General features: G+C 56.9%; 25 protein-coding genes, 1 tRNA gene and 1 CRISPR repeat array. Of the genes, 19 read left to right on the top strand and 7 right to left on the bottom strand.

Annotation, left to right across the window (positions count from 1 at the left end; genetic code table 11):
- Positions 1-123 precede the first annotated feature (123 nt).
- From ACP59X_RS11105 to ACP59X_RS11095, 3 genes are read right to left on the bottom strand one after another with little or no spacing between them, the layout of a single operon-like run.
- Positions 124-2595, bottom strand: a complete 2472-nt coding sequence (locus ACP59X_RS11105; RefSeq protein WP_428569420.1) for a DNA translocase FtsK — start codon at positions 2593-2595, stop codon at positions 124-126.
- Positions 2582-3139: an elongation factor P gene (efp, locus tag ACP59X_RS11100; protein ID WP_428569416.1), complete on the bottom strand. Its 558-nt coding sequence runs from the start codon at positions 3137-3139 to the stop codon at positions 2582-2584. The genes ACP59X_RS11105 and efp overlap by 14 nt, the downstream gene beginning before the upstream one ends.
- Before the next feature lie 10 nt (positions 3140-3149).
- Positions 3150-3623, bottom strand: a complete 474-nt coding sequence (locus ACP59X_RS11095; RefSeq protein WP_428569411.1) for a type II 3-dehydroquinate dehydratase — start codon at positions 3621-3623, stop codon at positions 3150-3152.
- A gap of 69 nt (positions 3624-3692) precedes the next feature.
- Here ACP59X_RS11095 and yihA point away from each other — a divergent pair, with 69 nt between their 5' ends.
- On the top strand, positions 3693-4322 hold the full coding sequence (yihA, locus tag ACP59X_RS11090; protein WP_428569407.1) for a ribosome biogenesis GTP-binding protein YihA/YsxC: 630 nt from the start codon (positions 3693-3695) through the stop codon (positions 4320-4322).
- Here the strand turns inward: yihA and ACP59X_RS11085 are convergent.
- Positions 4291-4482 (bottom strand): hypothetical protein, encoded by a 192-nt coding sequence (locus ACP59X_RS11085; RefSeq protein ID WP_428569403.1) that lies wholly within the window; start codon positions 4480-4482, stop codon positions 4291-4293. The two genes, yihA and ACP59X_RS11085, sit on opposite strands and share 32 nt — an antisense overlap.
- A gap of 111 nt (positions 4483-4593) precedes the next feature.
- On the opposite strand from ACP59X_RS11085, the gene ACP59X_RS11080 reads away from it, so the two are divergent.
- The 14 genes from ACP59X_RS11080 to ACP59X_RS11015 all read left to right on the top strand — a co-directional run bounded on the left by ACP59X_RS11080 (position 4594) and on the right by ACP59X_RS11015 (position 19111).
- On the top strand, positions 4594-5391 hold the full coding sequence (locus ACP59X_RS11080) for an undecaprenyl-diphosphate phosphatase (RefSeq protein ID WP_428569400.1): 798 nt from the start codon (positions 4594-4596) through the stop codon (positions 5389-5391).
- 84 nt (positions 5392-5475) lie between these two features.
- Positions 5476-5552: transfer RNA gene (locus tag ACP59X_RS11075), tRNA-Met, on the top strand.
- 265 nt (positions 5553-5817) lie between these two features.
- On the top strand, positions 5818-7047 hold the full coding sequence (locus ACP59X_RS11070) for a tyrosine-type recombinase/integrase (RefSeq protein ID WP_428569397.1): 1230 nt from the start codon (positions 5818-5820) through the stop codon (positions 7045-7047).
- Between the two features lie 317 nt (positions 7048-7364).
- Positions 7365-7586, top strand: coding sequence for a helix-turn-helix transcriptional regulator (locus ACP59X_RS11065; protein ID WP_428569394.1), 222 nt, complete (start codon positions 7365-7367; stop codon positions 7584-7586).
- Positions 7573-7815 (top strand): hypothetical protein, encoded by a 243-nt coding sequence (locus ACP59X_RS11060; RefSeq protein ID WP_428569391.1) that lies wholly within the window; start codon positions 7573-7575, stop codon positions 7813-7815. Before ACP59X_RS11065 ends, ACP59X_RS11060 begins: the two co-directional genes overlap by 14 nt.
- A complete protein-coding gene (locus tag ACP59X_RS11055) occupies positions 7812-8828 on the top strand; it encodes a hypothetical protein (RefSeq protein ID WP_428569388.1) in 1017 nt (338 codons plus the stop codon). The genes ACP59X_RS11060 and ACP59X_RS11055 overlap by 4 nt, the downstream gene beginning before the upstream one ends.
- Positions 8791-10575: a phage/plasmid primase, P4 family gene (locus tag ACP59X_RS11050; RefSeq protein ID WP_428569386.1), complete on the top strand. Its 1785-nt coding sequence runs from the start codon at positions 8791-8793 to the stop codon at positions 10573-10575. Before ACP59X_RS11055 ends, ACP59X_RS11050 begins: the two co-directional genes overlap by 38 nt.
- A 104-nt stretch (positions 10576-10679) precedes the next feature.
- Positions 10680-11456, top strand: coding sequence for a site-specific integrase (locus ACP59X_RS11045; RefSeq protein WP_428569383.1), 777 nt, complete (start codon positions 10680-10682; stop codon positions 11454-11456).
- 567 nt (positions 11457-12023) lie between these two features.
- A complete protein-coding gene (locus ACP59X_RS11040; RefSeq protein ID WP_428569381.1) occupies positions 12024-13799 on the top strand; it encodes a type I-E CRISPR-associated protein Cse1/CasA in 1776 nt (591 codons plus the stop codon).
- On the top strand, positions 13796-14365 hold the full coding sequence (gene casB / locus ACP59X_RS11035) for a type I-E CRISPR-associated protein Cse2/CasB (protein WP_428569378.1): 570 nt from the start codon (positions 13796-13798) through the stop codon (positions 14363-14365). Before ACP59X_RS11040 ends, casB begins: the two co-directional genes overlap by 4 nt.
- 2 nt (positions 14366-14367) lie before the next feature.
- Positions 14368-15528 (top strand): type I-E CRISPR-associated protein Cas7/Cse4/CasC, encoded by a 1161-nt coding sequence (cas7e, locus tag ACP59X_RS11030; protein WP_428569374.1) that lies wholly within the window; start codon positions 14368-14370, stop codon positions 15526-15528.
- Entirely contained in the window at positions 15525-16646 is a 1122-nt protein-coding gene (gene cas5e / locus ACP59X_RS11025; protein ID WP_428569371.1) for a type I-E CRISPR-associated protein Cas5/CasD, read from the top strand. The genes cas7e and cas5e overlap by 4 nt, the downstream gene beginning before the upstream one ends.
- A gap of 312 nt (positions 16647-16958) precedes the next feature.
- Positions 16959-17423, top strand: a complete 465-nt coding sequence (cas6e, locus tag ACP59X_RS11020; protein WP_428569368.1) for a type I-E CRISPR-associated protein Cas6/Cse3/CasE — start codon at positions 16959-16961, stop codon at positions 17421-17423.
- Positions 17424-17557: 134 nt separating this feature from the next.
- Positions 17558-18440: a CRISPR direct-repeat array (repeat unit 29 nt; unit sequence GTTGTCCCCACGCGCGTGGGGGTGAACCG).
- Positions 18441-18775: 335 nt separating this feature from the next.
- Entirely contained in the window at positions 18776-19111 is a 336-nt protein-coding gene (locus tag ACP59X_RS11015) for a hypothetical protein (RefSeq protein WP_428569366.1), read from the top strand.
- Between the two features lie 75 nt (positions 19112-19186).
- Here the strand turns inward: ACP59X_RS11015 and ACP59X_RS11010 are convergent, their stop codons facing one another.
- A complete protein-coding gene (locus ACP59X_RS11010; RefSeq protein WP_428559722.1) occupies positions 19187-20284 on the bottom strand; it encodes a transposase in 1098 nt (365 codons plus the stop codon).
- A 1017-nt stretch (positions 20285-21301) separates the two neighbouring features.
- Between ACP59X_RS11010 and ACP59X_RS11005 the strand changes: the two genes are divergently transcribed.
- The 3 genes from ACP59X_RS11005 to ACP59X_RS10995 all read left to right on the top strand — a co-directional run bounded on the left by ACP59X_RS11005 (position 21302) and on the right by ACP59X_RS10995 (position 23604).
- On the top strand, positions 21302-21742 hold the full coding sequence (locus tag ACP59X_RS11005; RefSeq protein WP_428569863.1) for a TIR domain-containing protein: 441 nt from the start codon (positions 21302-21304) through the stop codon (positions 21740-21742).
- 272 nt (positions 21743-22014) lie between these two features.
- Positions 22015-23157: an IS4 family transposase gene (locus ACP59X_RS11000; RefSeq protein WP_428559724.1), complete on the top strand. Its 1143-nt coding sequence runs from the start codon at positions 22015-22017 to the stop codon at positions 23155-23157.
- 222 nt (positions 23158-23379) lie between these two features.
- A complete protein-coding gene (locus ACP59X_RS10995; protein ID WP_428569363.1) occupies positions 23380-23604 on the top strand; it encodes a hypothetical protein in 225 nt (74 codons plus the stop codon).
- A 220-nt stretch (positions 23605-23824) separates the two neighbouring features.
- Here ACP59X_RS10995 and ACP59X_RS10990 read toward each other — a convergent pair whose 3' ends face one another.
- Positions 23825-24229 carry a (R)-mandelonitrile lyase gene (locus ACP59X_RS10990; protein ID WP_428569360.1) on the bottom strand — a complete coding sequence of 135 codons (405 nt, stop codon included), beginning with the start codon at positions 24227-24229 and terminating at the stop codon, positions 23825-23827.
- Positions 24230-24654: 425 nt separating this feature from the next.
- Between ACP59X_RS10990 and ACP59X_RS10985 the strand changes: the two genes are divergently transcribed.
- Positions 24655-25671, top strand: a complete 1017-nt coding sequence (locus tag ACP59X_RS10985) for a radical SAM protein (protein ID WP_428569357.1) — start codon at positions 24655-24657, stop codon at positions 25669-25671.
- Positions 25672-25704: 33 nt separating this feature from the next.
- Here the strand turns inward: ACP59X_RS10985 and ACP59X_RS10980 are convergent, their stop codons facing one another.
- Positions 25705-26325, bottom strand: a complete 621-nt coding sequence (locus ACP59X_RS10980; protein WP_428569353.1) for a tetratricopeptide repeat protein — start codon at positions 26323-26325, stop codon at positions 25705-25707.
- Position 26326: the final 1 nt, after the last annotated feature.

Here is a 26326-nt window from a genome sequence, read left to right as displayed (position 1 = left end):
TTTCATCATTCCCGTTGCAATGTGGTGTGAACAGGGGTTCCCTCCCCCCTTTCGGGGTGGTCCAGGAGGGGCCCCCGGCCCCTCCTGGCCGCCGGAGGCATTCCCTCGTCTTCCCTCTCTCGGCTATTCCTTGTTGCGTATGACCGAACGGGGCTTGCTGCCCTCCTGGGGGCCGAGCAGGCCGTCGCGTTCCATTTGTTCGATGAACCGGGCGGCCCGGTTGAAGCCGATACGGAAGCGCCGCTGAATAAGCGAGATGGAGGCCTTGCCCTGCTCCATGACGAATTCCACGGCCTGGGGGTAGACGGCGTCGGAGGCGGTGTCGTCGCCGCCCTCGCCGCCAAGCTCCCCACTGCTTCCGTCGGCGGCCTTCTGCCAATCGTTGAAATCCAGGCGGTAGCTCGGGGCGGCCTTGGATTTCCAGTGTTCGATAACGGCGGCGGCCTCCTCGTCGGAGACGAAGGCGCCGTGCATGCGCATGGTCTTGCCGCCGCTGGGCTTGTAGAGCATGTCGCCCCGGCCGAGCAGGTATTCCGCGCCCACGGCGTCGAGGATGGTGCGCGAGTCGTGCTTGCTGGTCACCTGGAAAGCGATGCGCGTGGGGAAGTTGGCCTTGATAAGCCCGGTGACGACGTCGACGCTGGGGCGCTGGGTGGCCAGGATCAGATGGATGCCGGCGGCCCGGGCCAGTTGGGCCAGGCGCACGATGCTGACCTCGACCTCCTTGGCCGCGGTCATCATGAGGTCGGCCAGTTCGTCGATGACGATGACCAGGTAGGGCAAGGGCTCCAGTTCGAGGAGCTCCTCGGGCCGCTTGTCGCCGAGCTTTTCGAGCTTTTCGTTGTAGCCGGCGATGTTGCGCACGCCAAGCAGCGCCATGGCCTCGTAGCGCTTGTCCATCTCGGCCACGGCCCAGTCCAGGGCGGATTTGGCCATGGCCGTCTCGGTCACGACCGGATGCACCAGGTGCGGCAGGTCGTTGTAGACCGAAAGCTCGATGCGCTTGGGGTCGACGAGCAGCAGCTTCACCTCGTCGGGCGTGGCCTTATAAAGGATCGACAGCAGGATGCCGTTGACGCACACGCTCTTGCCCGAGCCGGTGGCGCCGGCCACGAGCAGGTGGGGCATGCGGGCCAGGTCGGCCACCTGCGGCCGGCCCTGGATGTCCTTGCCGATGGCCAGGGTCAGCTTGGAGGGCGAGGCGCGGAAGGCCTCGGTGTCCAGGACATCGCGGAAATAGACGGTCTGGCGGCGGGCGTTGGGGATTTCCACGCCCACGGTGTCCTTGCCGGGAATGGGGCCCTCGATGCGCACGGCCAGGGCCTTCATGGCCAGGGCCAGGTCCACGGACAGGCCGACGATGCGGCTTATCTTCACGCCCGGCGCCGGCTTGACCTCGAACATGGTGACCACGGGGCCGGGCACCACGCGCATGACCTCGCCCTGGATGCCGAAGTCGTTTAAGCAGGTAATGAGGCTCTCGGCCTGGCGGCGGCAGACTTCCGGCTCCACGGGCACGGCTTCCGAGGGCGGCGGCACGGACAGCAGGTCCAGGGACGGCATGCGTTCGCCGCTGGTCGCCGGCGGCCTGGGGGGGGCCTTGGGCGGCTTGAGCGCGGCCGCCTTGGCCGGAGTTGCCGGGGCGGCGGGGGCGGCGGCCGTCGCGGGCGGCGCGACGGGATCGGGCGCGGCGGGCGCGGGCCGGGCCGGCGGTTCGGGCGATTCCTCCCCGGAGCGGACCTGCTGGACGATGGCGTCGAGGAAGCGGTCCACGGCTTCGGCCGGCGGCGCGGCCGAGGCCGGTGTGGGCGCCGGTTCGTCAACGGGCGACGGGGCGGCCGGGGCTTCCTCGCGTTTTTGCTTTTCCCGCCGGGGCTTGGGCGTACGCGCGGCCGGCGCCGAGGGGGCCTGGTCGTCCGAAAAACGGAACTCGGCATCCTCCCGCCGCTTTTCCCGGCGCTCGGCCCTGGCCTGGGCCTGGCGCTCGCGCCAGTCCGTGAAGGCGTCCCAGAAGCGCCAGCACTGTTCGTTGACGACAGCCGCGGCCGGCTGCCAGAAATTGCTCCAGGTCAGGCCGAAGGTCAGCTGGACGGCGGCCACCAGGGCGCAGATGAGGAAAAAGTAGGCCCCGAAAGAGCTCAAGTAAAGGTTGAAGAATTGAAAAAGGGATCGGCCGACCCCGCCACCACCCCGGACATTGCCCACGGACAGGCCGAACAGGCTCCAGGGCGAGCCGAGAAAGGCGAGCAGGACCAGGCCCAGGAACAACGCCCCGATCCCGCGCCAGAAAGGCAGCCGCAGGCCCGGGGCCAGAAAACGCAAGCCGCGCCAGGCGATCCAGCACGGGACGAGGTAGCCCCAGACACCGAAGGCCTCGGCCAGCAGGCCGCCGAGGTAGGCCCCCACCAGCCCGGCCCGGTTGGCCACGCCCAGGCGGGCCGAGACGGACTGGTTGAAGCCCGGGTCGCCCGGAAAATAGGTGTACAGGGCGACACACAGAAAAACAGCCAGGAAAAGGGCCGCCAAGCCGGCGATTTCCCGGGAGAGCCGAAAGCTCCCCCGCCCTTTCCCGGCATCCTTGCTATTCCCGGCCAATGTAGTTGCCCGTACGGGTGTCCACCTTGATCTTGTCGCCGATGTTAATAAAAAGCGGCACGTTGACCGTGATGCCCGACTCGACCACGGCCGGTTTGGTGGCGCCGCTGACCGTGTCGCCCTTGACCCCGGGCTCGGTGTCGCTGACGGCCAGGACCACCGAAGCCGGCAGGTCGAGGTCCAGGGGCTGGCCCTTGTAGAGCAGCATGCTCATTTCCATGCCGTCCTTGAGGTAGCCGCTCTTTTCACCGAGCTGGGCGGAGCCGACATGAAGCTGTTCGTAGCTTTCCATGTCCATGAAGACATATTCGTCGCCCTCGCGGTAGAGGTACTGCATGTCCTTGCTCTCGAGGTCGGGCTTGACCATCTTTTCGCCGGACCGGAAGGTGTTTTCCACCACCCGGCCGTTGATCATGTTCTTGAGCTTGGTGCGGATGAAGGCGCCGCCCTTGCCGGGCTTGACGTGCAGGAAATCGACAATTTCATAGGGCACGCCGTCCATTTCGATTTTCAGGCCGCGACGGAAGTCGGTGGTGGAAAGCATCTGGTCTCCTTCACATGAAGTTGGGATTGTCGGTAATGTGGCGCCACAGGGCCAGCACGGCCAGGGCGTATCCGGTCAGCCCGAATCCGGCGATGCAGCCGATGCAGTTTTTGCCGATGAGGCTTTTCTGGCGCAGCGGCTCGTCGGTACGGGCAAAGATGTTGGAGATGTGCACCTCGACGCAGGGGATGCCGATCCAGGCCAGGCAGTCGGCCAAGGCCAGGCTCGTGTGGGTGTAGGCCCCGGCATTGAGCACGATGCCGTCGAGGCCGTCCTTCCAGGCCTGTTCCAGCCGGTCGATGCAGTGCCCTTCGCTGTTGGCCTGGTGGAATTGCAGTTCGAGGCTTCCGGCGTCGGGGCCGAGCATCTCGGCGACCAGCTCGGGCAGGTCCTCGATGGTGCGGCGGCCGTAGATTTCGGGCTGGCGCACGCCGATGAAACCGAGGTTGGGGCCGTTTAGCACCAGCAGTCTGACCTTGCGCATGTTGCCTTCCTTTCACGGCCGATGCCGGCCGGCCTTGACGGACCCAATGGAGCCGGTCACAACGCGGGGATGGATACCACGACGCTCGCGCGAACGGAACTCGACCTGGAACTCTTGTCCACGGCCTACCTGGCCGACCAGCTGCCCGTCATGGACATGCCGCAGATCGCCCTGGCCGGGCGGTCCAACGTCGGCAAATCGACCTTGGTCAACTGCCTGGCCGGCCGCAAGGGCCTGGCCAAGATCAGCGCCACGCCGGGCAAGACCCGCAGCCTCAATTTCTACCAGGTCCGGGCCGCCGGCTACTGCCTGGTAGACCTGCCCGGCTACGGCTACGCCCGCTGCTCCCACGAGGAGCGGGCCAAATGGGCCAAGCTCATCGAGGCCTACCTGCGCAAGACCACGTCCCTTCGGGCCGTGGTCGCGCTCATCGACTGCCGCCTGCCGCCCCAGCGCCTGGACGAGGAACTGGTGGACTGGCTGCGTTCCCGGCGCATCCCGGTGCTGGTCGTGTTGACCAAGGCCGACAAGTGCAAGCAGCGCGACCGGGAGGTCCGGAAAAAAGAGTGGCGGGAGCTCGCGCAACCCGCCTTCCCGCCGATTCTGTTCTCCGGCAAGACCGGGCTTGGCCGGGAATCGCTTTGCCGGGTTCTGGCCGAGGCCGCCCTCACTCCTGGGGGTGCTCCTCCCGCTCCTTGAAAAAGCCGGCCAGGAAATTCGCGTCCTTGGGGCTCAGGTTGAAGTTCACGGACGCCTTCTCGATGAGCGCGGCCAGGGAATCGCCGGTCTCCGCCCGCTTCTCGTCGATCCATTTGACGGCCCGGCGCAGCAGCTCGCCCTGGGGCATGATGGTGGACATGCAGCCTCCTTGCTCGGCCCCAAGGCATACACGAGGCCGGCACGGCTTGCAACTTGCCCGGCCCTGGGATAGAGCCGCCGGGACAAACCGTACCAGGAGACCGTTCCTGCCATGACCGAATCCGTCGCCGCAACCATCCTTGGCCTCGTGGAGGGGCTCACGGAATTTCTGCCCGTGTCCTCCACCGGCCACCTGATCCTGGTCGGGCACCTCCTCGGCTTTACCGGCGAGATGGCCGACAGTTTCGACGTCATCATCCAGCTCGGGGCCATTTTGGCCGTGGTGGTGCTTTACTGGAAGCGCTTCTGGTGGCTGGTTTCGCCCAAGCCCCTGCACGCCTTTTCAGGGATTCGCGGCCTGTGGCTGCTGTTTCTGACCAGCCTGCCGGCGGGCCTGGTCGGCCTGGCGCTGCGCAAGACGATCAAGGCCCATCTTTTTGGCCCGATCACGGTGGCCATGGCCCTGGCCGTGGGCGCGCTGATGATCTTCTGGGTGGAGCGGCGCAAATCCCGGGACCGCTTTTATGCCCTCGACGAGATGACACCGGGCCTGGCCCTGGGCATTGGCTGCTTCCAGTGCCTGTCGTTGTGGCCGGGCTTTTCGCGCTCGGCAGCGACGATCATGGGCGGCATGCTGCTTGGGGCCAAGCGCAGCCTGGCTGCCGAGTATTCGTTCATCAGCGCCGTGCCGCTGATGTTCGCGGCCACGCTCTACGACTTCTATAAGAGCCGCGACCTGTTTAGCGCCGACGACATGGGCATCCTGGCCATCGGCTTCGTGGTGTCCTTTGTGTCGGCCCTGGTGGCGGTCAAGGCCTTCATCGTGCTGGTCAAGCGGGTATCGTTGCGGCCCTTTGCCTGGTACCGGCTGGCCCTGGCGGCGGCGGTCTTTTTGTTCTGGCCGCGGTAGGGGTTGGGCGCTTTCCTGAAAAAAACGCTTGCCAAGTCCCGAGGGTTCGGCTAGTTATCCGCTTCTCCGCTGACGGAGACATCTGGCGAGGTAGCTCAGACGGTTAGAGCATGCGGCTCATATCCGCAGTGTCGGGGGTTCAATTCCCTCCCTCGCTACCAAGACCACTTCAAGAGGCCAGGGCCAACACCCTGGCCTCTTTCATTTTATTTCAGAACAATCTGAATAACACACTGATTTTCCAGGACAATATTCGTTAAACGGTCTGACCGGAGAAGTCCGAGGAAGTCCGTTGCGTTCTTTGACATCCGCTTTTGGGGTGGGTAGATATATGGGTAGATGAGACTTTTAGAGGGCTGAGATCAATTTTCATACCCACGGAAATGAGTAAAATTTTGGTGTACCAACGAGTTAGGAGCCATCGATATGCCCTTGAGCGACACCAAACTGCGAGGAATCAAATCAAGGAGTACCGCTTTTCGACTGGCGGACGAGCGGGGGCTATATGTCGAGGTCACTCCCTCTGGAAGCAAATTGTGGCGCTTCAGATATAAACTCGATGGCCGAGAGGGAATGCTCGCCCTGGGAAAATACCCCGAAATCAGTCTGAAGGAAGCCAGAACCCAACGGGAAAAACTTCGCGAGCAGGTCGCACATGGTATCGACCCAGCCGCCACCCGCCGGACAGAAAAAAAGGCTGCATTAAAGGCAGAATCGGAATCCTTTGAAGCCATCGCCCGAGAATGGCATTCCCGCAAAAGCGTGGGCTGGATAAAGGGTCATGCCGAAAAAATTCTTCGCCGTTTCGAAATTTGGGCTTTCCCTTGGATAGGCTCCCGCCCCATTAGGGATATCACCCCACCTGAATTACTTGCTATACTTCGGCGAGTCGAAGCATCCGGAGCCATAGAGACTGCTCACCGTCTTCAGCAAGTATGCGGTCAAGTCTTTCGCTATGGAGTGGCCTGTGGGTACTGTGAACGTGACCCTGCCGCCGACGTTCGAGGCGCACTCGCTGCATCCATGAAAAGGCATCATCCCGCCGTAACTGACCCTCGCGATGTGGCCGCATTACTCGGGGCAATCGATAGTTACACGGGTGGGACCTTCGTTGTCCGATGCGCCTTGCGCCTTGCACCGCTAGTTTTCGTTCGTCCTGGCGAACTCCGACAAGCTGAGTGGTCCGAGTTCGATATCGACGTTGCTGAATGGCGCATCCCTGCCGAGAAAATGAAGATGAAAAGCAAACACCTTGTCCCCTTATCTTGGCAAGCAGTGGCCATTTTACGCGAACTTCAACCGCTCACTGGCCAAGGACGATACTTATTTCCCTCGGAGCGGGGCAAAGGGAGATGCATGTCCGACGCAACCCTGCTCAACGCCCTGCGTCGCATGGGCTATTCGCAGGATGAAATGACCGTTCATGGATTCCGCACTATGGCAAGCACCATGCTCCATGAACATGGCTGGCCCTCTGACGTGATCGAACGGCAACTTGCTCATATTGAGCGAAATAAAGTAAAAGCTGCCTACAATCATGCTGAATATCTTCCTGATCGTCGGCGCATGATGCAATCCTGGGCAGATTATCTTGATTCTTTGAGACTTATCCCGACAGGAAACCCATTTCTGTTGACTACCACTGCGCCCACCTAGGACTTGACGGGACCTAGCCGGAAGACTAATATATCTTCAAACGCTGAGAGTTTTAGTGGCATACTTGATGTCCGTGGGAACCACATCAAGGAGCAATGCCAACCTCTGGCCATCGGCCGTTGCAACTTTCAAAGTTGCCAAGCAATCCAAGGATTGAAACGGCGCGGAAACGACGAGGCTCTCTTAATGGTGGAAAAGAGTCACCGGCGCGACACTCCCGTGGGGGAGTTGTTCGCCGGTTTTGTTTTTTCCATCTATTCCGGCGCTCCCACGGGGCAAACTGATTGAGGCCGATCAAGGCCGCATGAGGTTGCCCTATGTCCTCCAGCTACATCATCCCTGAAACCGGGTTCCTCCGGTTCAAAGATGTTCAGCGTCTATTCCCTGTCTCCAAAACCGTTTGGTATGATGGCATAGCCGCTGGTCGCTATCCCGCTCCTGTACGCCTTGCACCTCGTTGCGTTGGATGGCGTGTAGAGGATATCCGCTCCTTGATCTCGAACATCGGCGCGGCGGGGGTTGCAGATGAGCGCTGTTGATCATCTTCTTGAATACTACAAGAGCACCCTCCGTGGTCATATCGCGCGACGCGGCTCTATTGCCCTTAATCATAATTTTTACAGCGATGCTAAATCCTTTATGGGTATGTCGAAACGCAACGTTGACAAGGCAATCAATGAACTTGTTGATGCTGGCGAAATCGTCTTGGAGGGAACATACCTTTTTCTTACGGCCAAGTGGACAAAGCGAAGTGAGGAGGCGGAATGAAACTCGCTACCGCAGAATTCTTGGCGAGCTTTGTAATGGAACCGCTTGATGCTGGTGAAAAGTTCTTGGTTTGGACGCTAACTGAGGATGGCGTCTCGAAGCGATCCTTCTGGTGTAGCAGCATAAAGGAGGCGGCAAGGGCCGCCTCCTACCAAGATCGCCATGTGTACTTTGCCCCATCCATCTTCCGGGATGGCCTGGGGCCATCCCAGAAAGGCGGTGCGGCAGACGTGATCGGCATCACCGCCCTTTTCGCCGACCTTGATTTCGCCCACGAAACGAAATCGAAACCCTATCCTCCCGACCTGGACACAGCCATGTCCATTCTCAAGGACGCACCATTCTCCCCCTCGACGATATGGGCGACGGGCGGTGGCATACAAGCGGCATGGTTTCTCCAAGAGATTGAGTGGCTTGATGATAACGACCGCCCGCGTGTCGCCGGCATTGTAAAGGGCTGGGTTGACCTGCTCAAGCGACACGCCAAAGCCCTCGGGGGGTGGGAACTCGACTCTGTCGGCAATTTGGACCGGGTGCTGCGGCTTCCTGGCTCCATGAACGTGAAAGCCATCTACGGAGCGCCGAGGCCTGTCACGGTGCTTGAGTTTAACCCCGACCGCCGCTTCCTGCTCGAAGACTTTGAGCCCTTCGTCGATGTGGCTCCGGTCGACCCCGAGGAAATCAGGCGTCCGTCCGGCATCGTCCTTTCCAGGATGCCCCAGCCTCCGCGCGAAATGCTCGAGGTGCTTTTGGAATTGCACCCGAAATTTCGCGCCACGTGGTTGATACGCCGGCCTGACTTCGCCGACCAGTCCATGTCCACCTACGACATGAGCCTCGCCACGATTGCCGTTCGCCATGGTTTTACGGACCAGCAGACGGCCGACCTCATCATCAAGTTTCGTCTCGAAAATGGTTCGCCTAAGGATGTGAAAAAGGCGTTCCGCCTCGATTACATCGAAAGAACCATTCGTAATGCTCGGCGTGGCCTGGGGGTGGATGTCAATGCTTAATACTGAGGACACACCAATCAGTTTTGAAGTTGAGGAAGAATTCAAGCCAGAGCAGAAAAAGGAGTCTGACAAACAAAAACAACTTAGATTTGCGAAACTCCTTCTCGCGAAACTGGGCAAGGAGAACGTCATCTTCTTTGTAGGTTGTTTTTGGCTATGGCGCAATGCGGTATGGGAGAAGGCTGATGATCGGGAGCTGAAGAAGACAATCCACGAGATTGCCAAGGCCGAAAAACTCACCAAGAATTTTGTCGATTCGGTGCTCGATTTGGCAAAGACGGAGTCTTTCCGGGTAGAGCATGAGTTTGATCCAAACAGGTCTGGCATTAACGTATCTAATGGCACCTTACACTTTAACGGCAAATGTTGGGAGTTGAGGCCACACCGCAGGGAGGACTATCGGACAACAATGCTTCCCGTGACTTACGATGAAACTGCTACCGCGCCACGGTTTCTTCAATTTTTAGACGAAATCTTCGAACACGACGAAGATAGAGAAGACAAGAAAAAGTTGGTTTTGGAAATGAATGGCTATTGCATGACCACCAGCACCGAATTCGAAAAGTTCTTCATACTGGCTGGCGATGGCGCGAACGGTAAAAGTGTTCTTCTTCATGCTATCCGGGCAGTTGTCGGCGAGAAAAACACGAGTGCCGTTCAACCATCACAATTTGACAACAGGTTTCAACGCGCTCACATGCATAGTAAATTGGTCAACATCATAACAGAACTGCCTGAAGGTGTCGAGCTGCCCGATGCAGCCACAAAAGCTATTGTTTCTGGTGAGGCAATCACTGTCGAACACAAACATAAAGACCCGTTTGAAATTAAGCCGTTTGCGACATTGTGTATTGCAACCAACCATATCCCCACAACAAGAGATTTTTCGGATGCTCTGTACAGGAGGACGATCATTATCCCGTTTAGGCGGCAATTCGCTCCCGACGAGCAAGATCGCAAGCTCAAAGAGAAACTTGTGGAGGAGTTCCCGATGAACTTGGCCAGCAAGCGGGAATATCGCGGCATCAATGTGTTCTTGCTCATGGCCATGGGCCGCACCAGTCGGTACTGGCTTTCCTTCAAGCAGGCCCAGGAACGCGGCGGCCATGTTCGCAAAGGTGAGAAAGGCACCCCTGTGATTTTCTGGAAGCGCTACGAGGTCGAGGATCGCGAGACCAAGGCCAAGAAGGACGTGCCCGTCCTGCGCTACTACACCGTTTTCAGCCTGGACCAGATCGTTGGCATCGAAGCCCCTGATGCGCCCGAGCCCGTCAATTTCGACTTCACGCCCATTAAGGCGGCCGCGCGCATTATCGAGGCTATGCCGCAACGGCCTGAAATCATCCACACCGCACCACGGGCTTTTTACCGGTCGTCGACCGACACGGTGAATCTCCCGCGCCCCGAGCTCTTCGCCGAGCCCGAGGAGTACTACAGCACCGCCTTCCATGAATTGACCCATGCAACCGGTCATGAGTCACGCCTGAGCCGCCGGCCTTCGACGGAAATCCGCCACTTCGGCGACCGTGAATACTCCCAGGAGGAGCTTGTGGCCGAAATGGGCGCGGCTTTCCTGTGCGCCAAGGCCCGGATCGAGCAGGCCACCTTGGAAAACAGCGCCGCCTACATCCAGGGCTGGCTGTCAGTCCTCAAGGGTTCGCCCAAGCTGGTGGTCCACGCCGCCGCCCAGGCCCAACGCGCCGCCGATTTCATCCTCGGGACCACCCATGGGGATGGCGGCAAATAGCCCGTTTCCTCATTCACCCGCCCCGGTTCCGCCCGATCGATGATGTCCCCCTGGCCGTTTTGGTCCGGTTTGTGACGGACCACCTGAAGGGCCTGCCCGAGCCTGTGGACGCCACCCTGGTCGCCGAAGGGATCAAGGCCCGCCTTGGCACACACAGCCTGGCCACGGTTGCCCGCCGGCTTGCTGCCCTATCGGTGGTCCACGGGAGCCAGGGCGTCGACAACCCCATCCACATGCCCCAAATCCGTGCCCTGCTGGCCTCTGCCAGGCGGGCCAGGGCGAGGCAGGGGCAAGGCCCCAAGAAGAAGCAGGCGGCCACCCTGGACGTCCTGGATGCCATGCTGGCCACCTGCCAGGACGACATCCGGGGCGTCAGGGACCGGGCGCTTTTGCTCTTTGCCTTTGCCAGCGGCGGTCGCCGCCGGTCCGAGGTGGCCGGGGCCGTGGTCGAGAATCTGACCGTGGTGCCGGGCGGCTTCCTATACCACATCCCATGGTCCAAGACCGACCAGGAGGGCGTCGGACGGGAAGTGCCAGTGCTGGGGAGAGCTGCCAAGGCGCTTGAAGCTTGGCTCCAGGCCGCTTGCATTGATGCAGGGGCAATTTTTCGGGCCGTTTCTCCTGCTGGCGAGATCGAAGGGAGGCTGTCCGCAAGAGGGATAAACCGCGTCGTGAAAAAACTCGCGGCAAGCGCCGGTCTCGATCCCAAAAGTTTCGGCGCACACAGTCTTCGCAGCGGTTTTGTCACGGAAGCTGGGCGTCAAGGTGTACCGAGAAACGAGGCCATGGCAATGACGGGACACAAATCGGGTGTCGTGTTTGACGCGTATTTTCAGGAAGGACAAATCGTTCGGTCAAAGGCAGCATGGCTTGCCGATTGACTACCCCATGTGTTTTTAAGAAAAACTCGTTACTATTGACACTAATATGTAAAAATCTCAATGTGAAAAGGGTTGGGATCGTTTCCGGCTCGGTCTGGGCGGGATGCCATCAGGAGACTTTCCCCGCTCATGGATCATGGGGCACAGTACCTGCCCGACAACTTCCTGCGCCGTTCAAGTACTGGGGCATTACCCCAGCTTTGCCTTTATGGAGCACACAGACCCACGGCGTGGAGGATCGGTTCAACAGGAGCCAATGACCAAGCCCTCCACGCCGCGTGTTTGGGAACGTTGAAGAAGTCAGAGCTGCGGCTTGCGCATTTATCGCCAGGTACAACAGCGAGTGGCGGGTCGAAAAAAAACGCTTTCTCAGCCCGCTAGAGATCAGACAGCACTGGATGGATCAAGCGGCGCTGGCGAGGGTGGTGTAAGAAACACTTGTGTTCAGGAGACCGGGCGCGGTAACCTCTCACAGTACTTTCTCAATCATTTTGGGGCTGAGTATACCTGCCTGGAAGCATTCCTAATATTGTGCTTCCGATCAAACATGCACTGAAGGAAAAGCATATGGACCATCCAGTAACGCAGATAGCTTACAACCTGCTTGAAGAAAAATGGATACCTGTTCTTTATTGTGATGGGAAGGTAGATCGCGTCGGGATCTGCCAAGCACTGACAGATGCTCACACAATTCGACAGTTAGTCGCCAGCAATCCCATGGACAGAGTGGCGCTCTTGCGCTTCCTGTTGGCCGTGCTTCTGTGGTGCAAAGAGGACGTGAAGTCTTGCCTCTCTGCGTTGGACGAGGAGAGGACCGGCATACCGAATAACTGGCTGGCGAAACTGAAAGAAAATAAGCCCGCGTTCAATTTGTTGGGCAACGGTAAAAGGTTCTATCAGGATGGATCGTTGAAGAGCAAAAAAACGCGCCCCATCGGCGATCTACTCGTCGAATTCCCTGGAGCGAACTCAGTGAATCATATGCGCCACGTTGTGTATGGTAATAGTTCCTGCGGGTTTTGCCCCGCGTGTTGCGCGATGGGAATCTTGCGGTTTTCAGTCTGGGCTCCGGCAAACGGGTCTTATGATGCATCAGTCAACCCAGGCTCAGCGGCCTACGCATTTATTGAAGGGAAGAACCTGTGTCAGACCTTTTGCGCAAATCTTCCAGCAACAAATCCGCGAACTGATCAGGCTCCATGGTTGGAAAACGGGCCGTCGGATTCACCTGACGCAGTCGCCAAGTTTGCTTGGCGCCCCCGCAAGTTGTGGCTGAATGTCGAAGACAGCGACTATCATTGCGCGTGCTGCGGGCAAACCGGAATACTGGCAACAAGCCTATGTATTGAGAATGGGTGGCCCACTCCGGTCACCACGGGTCAGCAATTCTGCAAGGATGTTTTATTGGAATTTCAACAGCTCAACAGTGATTACAAGGCGAAAAAGACGGACAAGCGCAAGCTGGCCGACAAGGTCGTCAAAATCTCCCCTATCGTCTTTAAGTGCAGGATGTCGGCGCTCTCACAAGCCGATTCCAATGCCGCCCAGGCACCCGAAAACGAGAGTAGTGAAGAGAAGATTGCAAGGATCTTCGACCAATTGTATGCGGCGGGTAACAAGAAGCTCATCCAGGAGTTGACCAGAAATCCCACGAAGGAAGAAAAATCCTTGCTTGATCAGCAGGACATCCGGGCGAAAAAGTTCTGGGATGCTGATCCCCATCTGCTAGTTGATGGAGAAGCCGTATCTCTGCCTAGATTGGGGGCGGATGTGGCCGTGCACGCATCACAGTTCTGGCGCAACGCACTTCGTTTGCAGCGAGTGCAGGCTGGAAGCGTTACTGCTATCGGTCCGATTGTCAACAAGTTCACGTTCCAGGACTGCGTTTCCGTACGCCTGCCGGATGCGTCTGATGACGTTCAAAGTCGAGCTAAGCTGTCCGCTGACTGTTGCGGCGAGTTGCAAGCCCTGCTCAAGCAGGTGACACAAAACCCTCAGCGGCAGCATCCCGAAATTGACGCCTCCTTGAAGCTTCTGACGCCAAGTGTTGAGAATCAGATTCGTGACATACTGGGCCGAAGAAATGCATTGACGGGCGATAATGCAACCGAAGACAAAGCATTCTTGCATAAAGTCTATGCGCCGATGGTGGATCTAGCTGTCGCTTCCGTAACACCTGGTTCACCGCTTCGTCGGCATGCTGCGCGAAATTGCGCGCAAGCGCTGTTGAACAAGACGCTTGAAGATTTTTTTGAGAAGAAATATCACATGTCGAACGCAGGTACGCCAGCAGCCATGTCTAGCAAATCAAAACGTGAACGCAAGAAGGGAAGCTCAAAATGAGCCAAACCGCTGCTTACATCAAGAGACTTTCGGTCTTGCAGGAAGGCGACCTTTCGCGGCTGCGCCGGCTGGCCGGACGGCCGCTCGACGCAACTCTCCAGGGCTTCGACCTCTTCACGGGCCTCTGGTGGCCGTTGCGGACGAAAAGTCCGGCGACCCCGCGCCGGGAACCGTCATGGCTCGTGGCCAAGCTTTTCGGCGCATTCCGCGTTCCGCACATCCGGCCCGATTTAGGCACAGGGCCCTCTTTGCCTCAAGTGTTGGGCATCTGTGAACCGCTCGACGAGGATGGCTGCACGCGCTTCCGAACACGATTCGACGCTCTACTTTGCTCGTCTCTGTCGTCTCTGGAGCCGATTTTGCGTTGGGCGATGGGAGAGGTCGCCCGAGCCGTCGCTGGGCACGTGCCGCATGCGCGGGATGTGAAAGGCATCGACTGGGTACAACTCCTCGACGATCTCTCCGTCTGGGAACGAGGCGATGCCCACCGCCGAGGACGTGATGTTCGCGACATCTGGGCCGAAACATATCTCACTGCGACTGATTCGAAAGAGAGGAGGGCATAGAAATGTTGATCGAAATCCACATGATCCAGAATCACAGCCCGGCGAATCTGAACCGGGATGATCTTGGCGCGCCCAAGACCTGCATCTTCGGCGGCGTCACCCGTGCGCGCATCTCCAGCCAGTGTCTCAAACGTAGCATCCGGCGCAGCAAGGATTTTTCTGCCGCTTTGGAAAAGGACGGCGGCGTACGTACACGCCGGCTGATCGAACTCATCGCAAAGGAGGCTGCAGGCGAAGGAAACCAACCGAAAAAAGAAGATTGTGTGGCCATCCGGAAGGTTTTTACCGACGCGGGGGTTGGCCTGAAGGATGAGAACACGTTCGACATACTCTTCTTTCTGCCTCAATCCGCCATCAGTGAAATGGGCGCTGCCGTGCGCGACGGAAACGGCGACCTGGGGGAGCGCTTCGCCGAGATCATCGGCAAGTTCGTCAAGACACCCGACATCGCACTTTGTGGCCGTATGACGGAGTTTGATGCCAAAGGCGCGTTTGCGGGCCTGAAGGGTAAGTTTACGGTTGAAGGCGCGTTGTACGCCGCCGACGCCCTCTCGACACACGCGGTCGTGAACGAAGTCGACTACTTCACTGCTGCCGACGACGTACCTGGCCAGGACTCCGGCGCGGCCCACGTCAACGAGGCCATGTTCAACTCAGCCTGCTTTTACAAATACTTTGCTATAGACTTTGAGCAGTTGAAGAAGAACCTAGAAAACGATAATGAGCTCGCCAGCAAGACAGTACGGTCCTTCCTTAAAGCAGCCGCCCAAGCCTACCCTTCAGGCAAACAGCACGCACACGCGGCATTCAATCTGCCCGACGGAGTTCTGGTGGAGGTCAAAACCCAGTCAGCCACGCCCATCAGCTACAGCAACGCTTTCGCCAATCCAGTGCCGGAAAAGTCGGAACGTGGTTTGATTGGCGAAAGCATCGCCAGACTTGGCCAGCACGTCCACGATCTCGTTGTGGGTTATGGCATCGAGTCCGAACGTTTCTGGTTCTCGCCAAACTTGTGCTATCGCCTGACCTGTATCGCAAAGGACGAGAATAGAAATGAGAAAGAACAATCCGTGGCCGGTCCTTTCGGCGAGTTCAAGGCGTTCGTCAATGCGGTCATAAAGAAGATAAACGCAAGCGGGACCTCTGCGGAGACAGCGAAATGACCGAAGCCAACGCACTTTTTCTCCGCCTCGAAGGCCCCTTCCAGGCCTGGGGTGACACCTCAAAGTTTGTCATCCGACGGACCCTGGATGCGCCGACCAAATCCGGCGTGCTGGGCTTGATTTGCTGCGCCATGGGCCTGTCGCGTCAAGTGGCGCGGGGACGCCTGTCGGAACTGAACAGGCTCGCAATGGGAGTGCGCATCGACCGGCACGGCACGCGGTGGTGGGATTACCAAACGGTAGGAGCGGGAATCGGCATGACAACCGCTGGGGGCGGTTTGAAGACCGGTGCTCAGGGCACGCTCGTCACGCGCCGTGAGTACTTGGCCGACGCAAGCTTTCTCGTGGCCCTCCAGGGTGATGCAAAGTTGGTTCATGAAGTCGCCGAGGCAATTGCGTCGCCGAAGTGGCCGGTTTTTCTTGGCCGGAAGTCCTGCCCTCCGTCCGTCCCGGTGCTTGCAAAGCCCCGCGAGGGTGAGTCGTGGACGAATCCCGGCTGCCATGACGACCTGATCGCCGCCCTGGGTGCCGTCTCGTGGCACCCACGGTACAAAGCCGACGCGACGCCGCACAACGGGACGATGGAAGCACTTGTGGAATGGCGGCCCGCCTCAGGAGATGACGTCGCTCCCGATGACGCGGAAGTGTGGTATGACGTGCCGGTTTGCTTCGATCCACCGGTCCACGAGCCACGATTTATCTTGCGCGATAGCATTTCGCCTGCCGTTGGTGAGGCGCTGCAGGGGCCTGCCCCAGCCGTGCCTCGCCCGCGCGCGGACTACACGAATGCGGAATATCGGAAGCGCCGCGAAGAGCGAATTAAAGCTGATGCCGGGTTGTGCGTCTTCTGCAAGTCGCCCGGCCCGCGCATGACCGTCCAGCACGTCACCTACCGAAGGGCTGGCGGCAATGAGCGCCTGGAAGACCTACGCTCACTTTGCGGTCTGTGCCATGATGCCATCACTATGCTCGAATATGGCCTCGGCATGGGGTTGGACCGCATCAATCCAGAGGATCCCCGCTGGCGCGAGCGGATCATTCAAAAACGGGCTGAGATTCTTAAATTCCGTTCGCTGGAAACCCGACGTCGGCGTCTTGCCGCCGAGGAGGTGGAATAGCCGTGTATCGGTCTTGTCTATTGATTGACGTAGGCAACAACCCCGACCGACCTCGGCCTGGGCGGTCGTGGCTGAGGAATCGCTATCATGTCCACCAGCGTCTTTGCATGGCCTTTCCGTCCGCGTCCCGGAAAGCCGAAGATGTGGACTTCCTCAAACCATTCAATCCGGATATGTTTGGTAACGGCCGAGTCGGGGAGAAACGTTCCGTGGACGCAGGCTTTCTTTTCCACATAGACTCCCTCCCCAATGGCCGGGCTGTGATCATCGTACAGTCTGCCATAGAGCCAGACTGGAACTATGCCTTTCACAATGCGAACCATCTTCTGGCAGCCCCCCCCCCCTGATAAGGCGAAACCATTTGAGCCACACTTTCTGAAAGACCAGCACCTTCGGTTCCGCCTCGAGGCAAATCCGACCAGACGCCTGAGCAAACATTCTCCGGATGCAAAAAAAGAATCCATTGGAATGCGTGTTCCCGTTCCGACCGACCGTCTTATTGACTGGCTTGCCCGCCGGGGCGAATCGGCAGGTTTTATTATCACGCGGGACGCCACGACCGTTTTGCCAGGGTACGTTTATTTTAACAAAAACGATAAAGAAAATGACAAAAGACAGCGGTTGCGTTCGGTCCTTTTCAACGGCCTCCTTCGGGTCACTGACCCGGAAGCCTTTCGGCAGGCACTGATCAACGGCATCGGTTCCGGCAAGGCCTTCGGGTTCGGCCTTTTTTTGATCGCTCCGGTTAGTCCTGCGGGCTCGGGGCAGCCGATATGAGTGTCTAGGACTTGCATATTCTGTCCAAGTTCAGCGACGGCTGGAGCTACCTTTAGATTAATCGCACCGGAGAATCGTCTTCACGCGTATGGGAAAAATATATTTTATAACCTTGATAATGCCGAACTGCAAGAGTTGTCCCCACGCGCGTGGGGGTGAACCGTCCGAACTGGCCAAGGCCCGCAGGGCCCTGGAGTTGTCCCCACGCGCGTGGGGGTGAACCGAGCGACAACGGCCAGACCGTGACCAAGGACGTGTTGTCCCCACGCGCGTGGGGGTGAACCGGCGACGTCGGCTTGGAGCTCTGCAATTGTCGCGTTGTCCCCACGCGCGTGGGGGTGAACCGATCCATGACATTCTCGTGGGTTGATGGTTGGAGTTGTCCCCACGCGCGTGGGGGTGAACCGTCCTTCGCGCCGAGGCCAGCGTCGAGGACGACGTTGTCCCCACGCGCGTGGGGGTGAACCGACGCCCTGTCCGCCAGGGCTGCGGCACGCTGAGTTGTCCCCACGCGCGTGGGGGTGAACCGTCCATCGGAAAGGGTATCGTCAGCGCCTTCGGGTTGTCCCCACGCGCGTGGGGGTGAACCGACGGAGATGGAGTACGCGCTTATCAACAACGCGTTGTCCCCACGCGCGTGGGGGTGAACCGCTCATGTGGCCACGCTCGAAGCACAACGGGAAGTTGTCCCCACGCGCGTGGGGGTGAACCGCCCGAAGACTGGCTCAAGGCTTTGTCGCTGGGGTTGTCCCCACGCGCGTGGGGGTGAACCGATCGTTAAGGCCAAGTGTTATGTGGGCGACAAGTTGTCCCCACGCGCGTGGGGGTGAACCGGCGATGACGCCGAACGCGAATTTATGGAGCAAGTTGTCCCCACGCGCGTGGGGGTGAACCGGACGAGTCCGGCCTGAGCGGCCTGGGCATCCCGTTGTCCCCACGCACGTGGGGGTGAACCGTTGCCGCCGGAGCGCAGGAAGGCGAGGAAGCCGTCGTCCCCACGCACGTGGGGGTGAACCGGAGGGCGACGTCTACCGGCTGGCCATGGACTAATCGTCCCCACGCACGTGGGGTGTTTCTGTGGATTGATGGATGTCTGGCTGGTTTTTGTGGTCTTCCCAACGCCTGTGGGGGGGGGGTATTTCAGGCGCGGAGAGGACTTCCTGTAAGAACACGTAACCCCCCGACAGGCGTTTCGCTGTATATCCAAAAGCGCTTCCCGGGTGACTGTTACTGCTAAGTTGAAAAGTGGAAGGCCAACGAGGCGTAACAACGTCCGTTAGCGCTCTATTATCGGACAACATCGAGATCACCATATCGTCTACTATCACACGCAATAAAGCTGAGAGTTTGCTGTGCAATATAATCACATTGAAGGAGTCATCGTCACAGCAGAATTTACAGAGGAACATGGCGAACGCTACCGTCATTGGTTTGAAGTTCAATTCGAAGTGAATACCCGCCCTCATCTAACTGCCTGCGTGATCATGATGAATCCGATTTATGCCTGCGCGAAATTTGCCAACAAGTCCGTGCAATTCATCAATCGAGTTGTTTTTCAAAAAGACTTCCCAAAATTTCAGGGTGTCAGCCGACTGATTATTGAGGGTTTTGCAAAAATAATACGAGCTACAGAATTAACACATTCCAACGGGCATGAGTGCTCATTTTTAAACACTAATGTGTTTTAATGCTGTCGTGTTTCTATTTTGCACATAATTCAGAAACGAATATCCTGATTTATGAGTATCAAAATCATATTGTTGCTATACTGTCAACAAACGAATCAATTGATCTGCTGTCAACGCAAGGATGCCAAACATAAGATGAGCAAAGACCTTAGGTCCACCGCGAACCATAAGACTTCTTCCGCCAAAATCATCTTTAAGACGGCTGTTAACACGTTCAGAATTAGTTCTTTCTCTGTATCGAATGCTAGTTGCTGGCTCCATTTCTTTTTTTATTCCATTGCGTCTTTTGTTAAAATCAATAATCGGAACGTGCCCCAATGAACGACTAAAGTCGCGAATTGTTTTGGAATCGTACGCTGAATCCATCAAGTCATAGAGACTTGTTACTCGTTCAGCGGACATTTTTGCCAACGGTATGGCTGCCTGACTATCGTGTAGTGAAGCAGAAGTAAGTATACAACTGATAGGAATTTGACCATCCGCCGAATCAATATGTAATTTATATCCAATCCATCGACGAAAATGCCCCTTACTGCTAGATTTAGCACCGATATCACATGCCATAGGAAGAGTCATTCTGGCTTCGTCGCTAGTCATTTCTATCTGTCGCTCAAGTAGCTTCTTTGTCTTTGGCTTTGTCTTGCTATTAATCGGCCGCCCCCTGCGGCGGCGTTTTTTGGGTTTGGGCGGATTCATTTTTTTAGTTGGTTTTTCTCTGGCGTTAATTTCTGTCGAATCACGACTAATATGCCCAATCAATCGTTCGCTACAATGTAGCCTGACAAGTCTTTCATGGGCATTTTGAGGCAAACCTTTTAAAGAGAATTCTGAAAATGCACGACTAAATACAGATTCATGCGGAATAGTTTTGTGTTCTTCAAAACCGCAAATCCGTCTAAGACTTGGCATCAATTGCAACGCTTCAACGAGAGCCCTTGTGTTAGGAAAATTTAAAACAGCTTTCGCAATAAACGCTCTGGCAATAGCTGCGCGACTATATGATGGCCTACCTCTTCCGAATCGAGGCAAATCCGAAATATGATCTTCTATGCGAACCAACTCAATAATCTCAACGAGTCTTTTCTGCTTATCTGTCAAAGAACCAAACTTTTCTTCTAAACATGGAATCAAAGAACCTTGTATGGCACCGAGGATGCGTGATAGGAGTCTCATGGAAGCTGGCTCGTGTGGTTTTAGTTTAGGTTTGTGGTGAACTCAAACTACCACATAACCAGCTTCCGTTCTACTCCTATCCATACGGTTTTGCAGGATTATTTAGCAAAACCGATTTTTGCAAAACCCTCTATTGTTAATCAATTTGTCAAAATTAGACTCACAAATTTCTAGGACTTCCGCAGGAAATAGGCTCTGCTAACAATGCAGCTATTGAACGCGCATTCATGGTTTTGGATATCATTATCTTAGGCTGGGATGTTCAAACCGATTCGAAGAGCGCAAAGCCTTCGCGTCAAATATGATCAAACATCTTCCGAACAAAAGGATATACAATATGAGGACACATCTTTCTCGTGGAAAGTACGAAGGGTTTATTCTACAGACAGACATTAATTGAGCATTTATCTCTAACAACCATCCACTAAATCAAGAAAGTAATTACCATAGATATAATGAGCCAACCCAGGGAAAAGATCAGCAGGAATTGAAGTCAAAAAATATTTTTTTCCTTGGGTATATCTGGGTATATCCGCACTTTTTAATAAAAATAATTAAATATTTTCAAATAGATACCAATGATTACGATTCCCTCCCTCGCTACCAAAATAATACGCGGCCCGGGGGCAATCCTGGGCCGTTTTTTTGTTTGGTTATTTTGGCAAATTCAAGAAGGATGCTTTCTCTTGGACCAGTGTGAATCCTCGGGCTTAGGGTTGCCATACCCACCGCCAAAGGCGTCAGGACGGTTTTTCGTGTGATCCATACGAGCATGGCCGTATTTCTCCTGGTCTTGAAGGCAGACATTCAGAATGAACTATTGTGCAATTGTCTGCCGACAGACGGAATGTGGGTACCGCGACCGTGGAGGAGCAACCACCTCAACCATAAAGGCACAGCCCTTTATTCGCCAGAGACAACCTTCAAATTGTATAACCCAACAAGAAGTCACACTGATTTTCTTATATAACGTTTCGATCCGCCTTTCACTACATGATCATCAAATAGTGGCACGACCTGAAAGAAAGCATCTTTGACGTTGCCATTTCAGTTGCCGAACAAGATTGTTCTTACGCAGAAGCGGTAGCCGGACATCTTCGGAGTAAAGGAATCACGCTCTTCTATTACAAATCCGAAGAACATACTTCATGGGGAAAGGATCTTAAGAACTATCTCCCAAAACTGTACACAAAGCAAGCTAAATACATTCTCCTGTTTCTATCTAAAAAATACTTTCACAACGAATGGACCCTGTTGGAACTCGACGCCATACAGCGTAACGCAATGCCCACTGGCAAAGAGCATATCCTTCCCATCCGCCTCGACGATTGCAGCCTCCCTGAGTTTCTCTCGACAACAGCCTTTGTCGATCTTCGCACAAAAACACCAGCCGAAGTTGCCGTTCTCGTTCTCCAGAAGCTCGGATACAGCGAGTTCACATCATTACTGTCCGGTTAAGAAAAGGCTTGACGCCTGAGAGAGACGACTGGACTAGATTCCTGATGCCTTTACGCTTCGGCGATCAATCTGTAAAAATTGACACTAAACTTCATGACTTTAAGTTCAAAAATCCTTGCACAACGGCATCTACCGGCACCAGCGCGCATCATATTGCCTATTTTAAAGGGGATAGAACTTCTTTTTTGCCTTTATAACTATGCGGAATCACTCTTGTTGCTGTATGGTAGAGTTGCGAGGCCCACCTACAAATCGGCAAGAGGATTCCGCACATGCAAAGCGCTATCACCGTCTTCGCCCAATTCCTATCCCTGGTGCCAAAATCTGTATTTACCAAGTTATCTAAGCTACATAAGCCAAAACGTTCGCCTCGAACATTCTCTCCGTGGAGTCATTTCGTCCACTTGCTTCACGCCCAGTTGGCCGGATGCAAAAGCCTGCGGGACGGGATCATGGGCATGAATGCCGCTTCCAGCCGGCTCTACCATCTTGGCGTGAAGCCTGTGCCCCGGTCCACCTTTGCCGACGCCAACAACAAGCGCCCTTACGCCATGTTCGAAGCCCTGTTCGGCGAACTCTACACGAGGTGTCTTTCTCAAGCGCCGAAACACAAATTTTCTTTTGAAAACAAGCTGTTCAGCCTTGACGCATCGGTCATCGACCTGTGCCTGACCCTGTTCCCCTGGGCCAAATTCCGAACAGCCAAGGGAGGCATCAAGGTGCACACAGTCGTAGACCATGACGGCTATCTCCCGGCTGTGGTCACCGTCACCGAAGCCAAATGCCATGAGGTCAACATCGCCAAGCTGCTCAAACTGCCCAAGGGATCAATCGTGGTCTTTGACCGGGGCTATAACGACTACACGTGGTTTCGGCAGCTCTGTAAATCCGACGTCTTCCTGGTCACGCGACTCAAGAGCAATGCCCGGTTTCGGGTCATTGAGCGCCACCGCACTGATCGGGCAACGGGTGTCACCTCCGATCACATCATCCAGGTCGCCGTTGGCGAAAAAACCATGACCTTGCGCCGCGTTGGCTATCGAGATCAAGAAACCAACAACTACCTTGAATTCCTCACCAACCACATGACCCTGCCGGCCCGCACCATCGCCGACATTTACAAGGAGCGATGGCAGGTCGAAATCTTCTTCCGGTTCATCAAGCAGAACCTCAAGATCAAGTCGTTCCTCGGCAACTCGAAAAATGCCGTCCTGTCCCAGGTCTACGTGGCGATGATCGCGTACCTGCTCCTGACCTACCAGAAGTTCCTGTCAAAGATCGGCATCAGCCTGCACTATCTGGCTCGGCTGGTGCAACGAAATCTATTTCAGTGCTGCAGCATCCTCGATCTCGTTGAACCTCAACGAAAACGAGTAAAATTCAATAATACTAAACAGCTATCTCTTCTGGATTAGCCGGACAGAAATGAGTTCACATACAAAGCCAGTGCTGTACCTTCGCCACAAAGCCAGAGCACACAAGGAGAAATCCACTTTGACTACAGCAGTCATGATGGACACTACACAATCGGAACTGGATCTTGGGCATTTGAGACTCAGTGGAGCAAGTCAGGCAACACTTCCATTCATTGTTACAACGATCCACCTACAATCCATGGACTGACCCTGGCAAATGGTGTGAATAGTGTCGAAGAAATTCACAATGCCGCTGCCTTAGACTTTTCATCACGACACCAAACACCACAACTCCAGCAATTTATCGTTCTTCGTAACGTCAATGGCTATTTTGCCGCTGTCCAGATTGTCACAGTCACAGACACCATGCGCGGCGACCAAAAGGACGAACTCTGTTTCCGGTACTGGATCTTGAACGACGGAACGGCAGATTTTTCTGTGATTTAGGGATGATCGCTTTGCGTGCAAGGAGGCACCGCCAGGAACATGCCACCGCGGCAATAGGTTTTCTACCGGCCTCGGCCCGAAAGCCTCGGGGGATACCGAAACGGAACAAAAAGCATACCCGAACGACATGCCCTTAACGGCAGCGGCACTGCCTGTGTCGCCCCAGAGAATGCCCGTTCCCCTCCTCGACGCTCCCCGCTTTTCTCGCGGGCTCCCGGCATTATGGTGTCGCCGCGTACTGTGCCTCGTCCACCGGCTCCAGCCACTGGGCCGTCGACCCGTCACGCTCTTCCTGGATGGCGATATGGCTCATGGCCGTCGCCGGGGAGGCGCCGTGCCAGTGCCTTTCACCGGGCAGTATCCTGACCACGTCGCCCGGGCCGATGGCCGCCACAGGTCCGCCATGGCATTGCACCCGGCACCAACCGGCCGTCACGATGAGGGTCTGGCCCAACGGATGGGTATGCCAGACCGTGCGGGCACCGGGTTCGAAGGTGACGACGGTGCTGGTGACCTTGGAGGGCGGCTGGCCTTCGGGGAAAAGCGGGTCGATGCGGACCGCCCCGGTATACCGTTCGCCGGCCCCGACCAGGGAGGCTTGGCTGCCGGCCCGATGGATTTCCATATTGCGGACTCCTCCAGGCGCTGTCGCGCTGTCTTGCTTCCCTGCCATACTTTGAGGCGCTGCCACAGGCAGGCCCGTTTCGCGCCGGTTGCGGGGGGGGCTTCGAGGCGCACCGACGGCCTGCGGGGCGCCGCCCCTCGCGTGGGAGTGGTCGGGGCGGCGCGGGGCTGTGGTGCCGACACCAAGCCGCCAATACGTCCTCGGGTTCCGGCCGCGGGCCAGGCCAAGGCCCGGTGCACCCGGCGCCTGGCGCATCCGCCCGAAAAATTCTTGCGAAAGCGGTTTGCCGTAGCGTAGGCTGTTTTGCCTGTCCACGCGAGCCGAAGCCGTCCGGGCTGGCGAAAGCCCCGGTGCCCGCGCGACGGCACTCCCACCGTATCACACCAAAACCATCTGGGCCTGCCAAACAGGTACGAGTCTGCCCTATGCCGCAACATGTGTCCTACGCCAAGTTCTGTACGAAACCCTGGGAGGAGCTTGTCGTCTACCCCAACGGCGAATATTCGATCTGCTGCGGCGGGCCGCCCGTCGGCAAAATCCGGCATGCCGCCGAGATCAAGGACCTGTGGAACAATCCGACCATTCTGCAATACAGAGAAAATCTGAACAACGGCTTCGAGTTCGGCATTTGCACGAATTGTATCTATCACGGCACCCTACGCAATACCAGCGGCAAGGATCGTATGGGCCAGCCGCGTGATATCCATCAACCCAGGATTCCCATCATTTCCTTTGGCCTGACAGACCAATGCAACCTCTCCTGCTTCATGTGCGGCGTATCTCAAAAATACAAGGGGATAAACAGAAAAACAAAGGCCGCCAGACTTCCCTTGGACTATTGCCGGGAATTTGCAACGCACCACTTCGTTAACGCCGACGGCGTCAATACCAATTGCTTCGGAGAGATTTTTCTCTATCCAAACCTCAGGAATTTTCTCCAGCTCCTCAAGGAGCACCGGCCTAAAGTCTTCACGACGACGACGACATCGGGCAGCCTGCCTGTACCTCCCAAACTCTGGCGCCTGGTCATGGATTCCCATGACCACTTGACCTTCTCCATCGACACAAACGACAAGGCTCTTCACAGAATCATTCGAGGTTTCGACTTCGAGATCTTCGAACGCAACATACGCACGGTGCAACACCTCTGCACTACAGAATACCCGCAGTTCAAATACGGCTGTTCCGTCGTCCTCATGAAGCTGACCATAGCGAGCCTCTACGATACCTTGCGCCAGGTCCACGAGGAATACGGCTGCCGGTTGTTCAACCTCCAACACGTCAGCGGTTTTCCCTCCCAATCCCTGGCCAAGGAAAAACAATGGCGCGCCTTTTCCAACGCGAAGCTCGCCCAATGCCTGGGCTACATGAAACGGCACGGCATCACCAGCAACGGCGAGATAGGCTATTTCCGCGACGAAGCGGGAAACGTGGAAGCCTAGGGGGAGACGCGGCCGGCAAAACCGGCAATCCGGTCAACTGCCTTTCTTTTTTCGCGGCGCCCAGTTGCGGGCCATGATTTGGATGGACTCGACCTGGCGCGGCGCAAGGCCGCTTTCGATCTGGTCGCGCAGGCCAACGGCGGCCGGCTTGTCCTCCCCCGGCAGGTCCGCGGCCTCCACGGCCAGGATCGACCAGAAATAGGCCTTGACCGCGTTTTTGGACACGCCCTTGCCATACAGGTACAGCGTGGCCAGCAGGTATTGCGCCCCGCCCTTGCCGGCAAGCCCGGCCTCGATGAGCAGCTTGGCCGCCTCCTCGAAATTCTGGGGCACGCCCTGGCCGTAATAGTAGAGCTTGCCCAGGCAGTATTGGCCGTCGGCGTTGCCGGCCACCGCCGCCTTGCGGAACCATTCGGCCGCCTTGGTGAAATCCTGGGGCGTGCCCTGCCCCGTGTAGTACATGGCCGCCACCTGGTTTTGCACGGCGGCGTCCCCGGCGGCGGCCACGGGCAAGAACTCCTCCAGGGCCTTGGCGTAGTCGCCCTCACGGTAGGCCTTGACCCCTTCCTCAAGCCCGGCCAGGGCCGGCCAGGCGGCGAGGCACAGCCAAGCGGCCGCCGCCGCGGCCGCGACAAGACGCAGGTACCATCCCACT

This window comes from Solidesulfovibrio sp. DCME (genome assembly GCF_049995385.1).
Classification (GTDB): Bacteria; Desulfobacterota; Desulfovibrionia; order Desulfovibrionales; family Desulfovibrionaceae; genus Solidesulfovibrio.
This window is presented reverse-complemented; position numbering and strand designations above follow the sequence as displayed.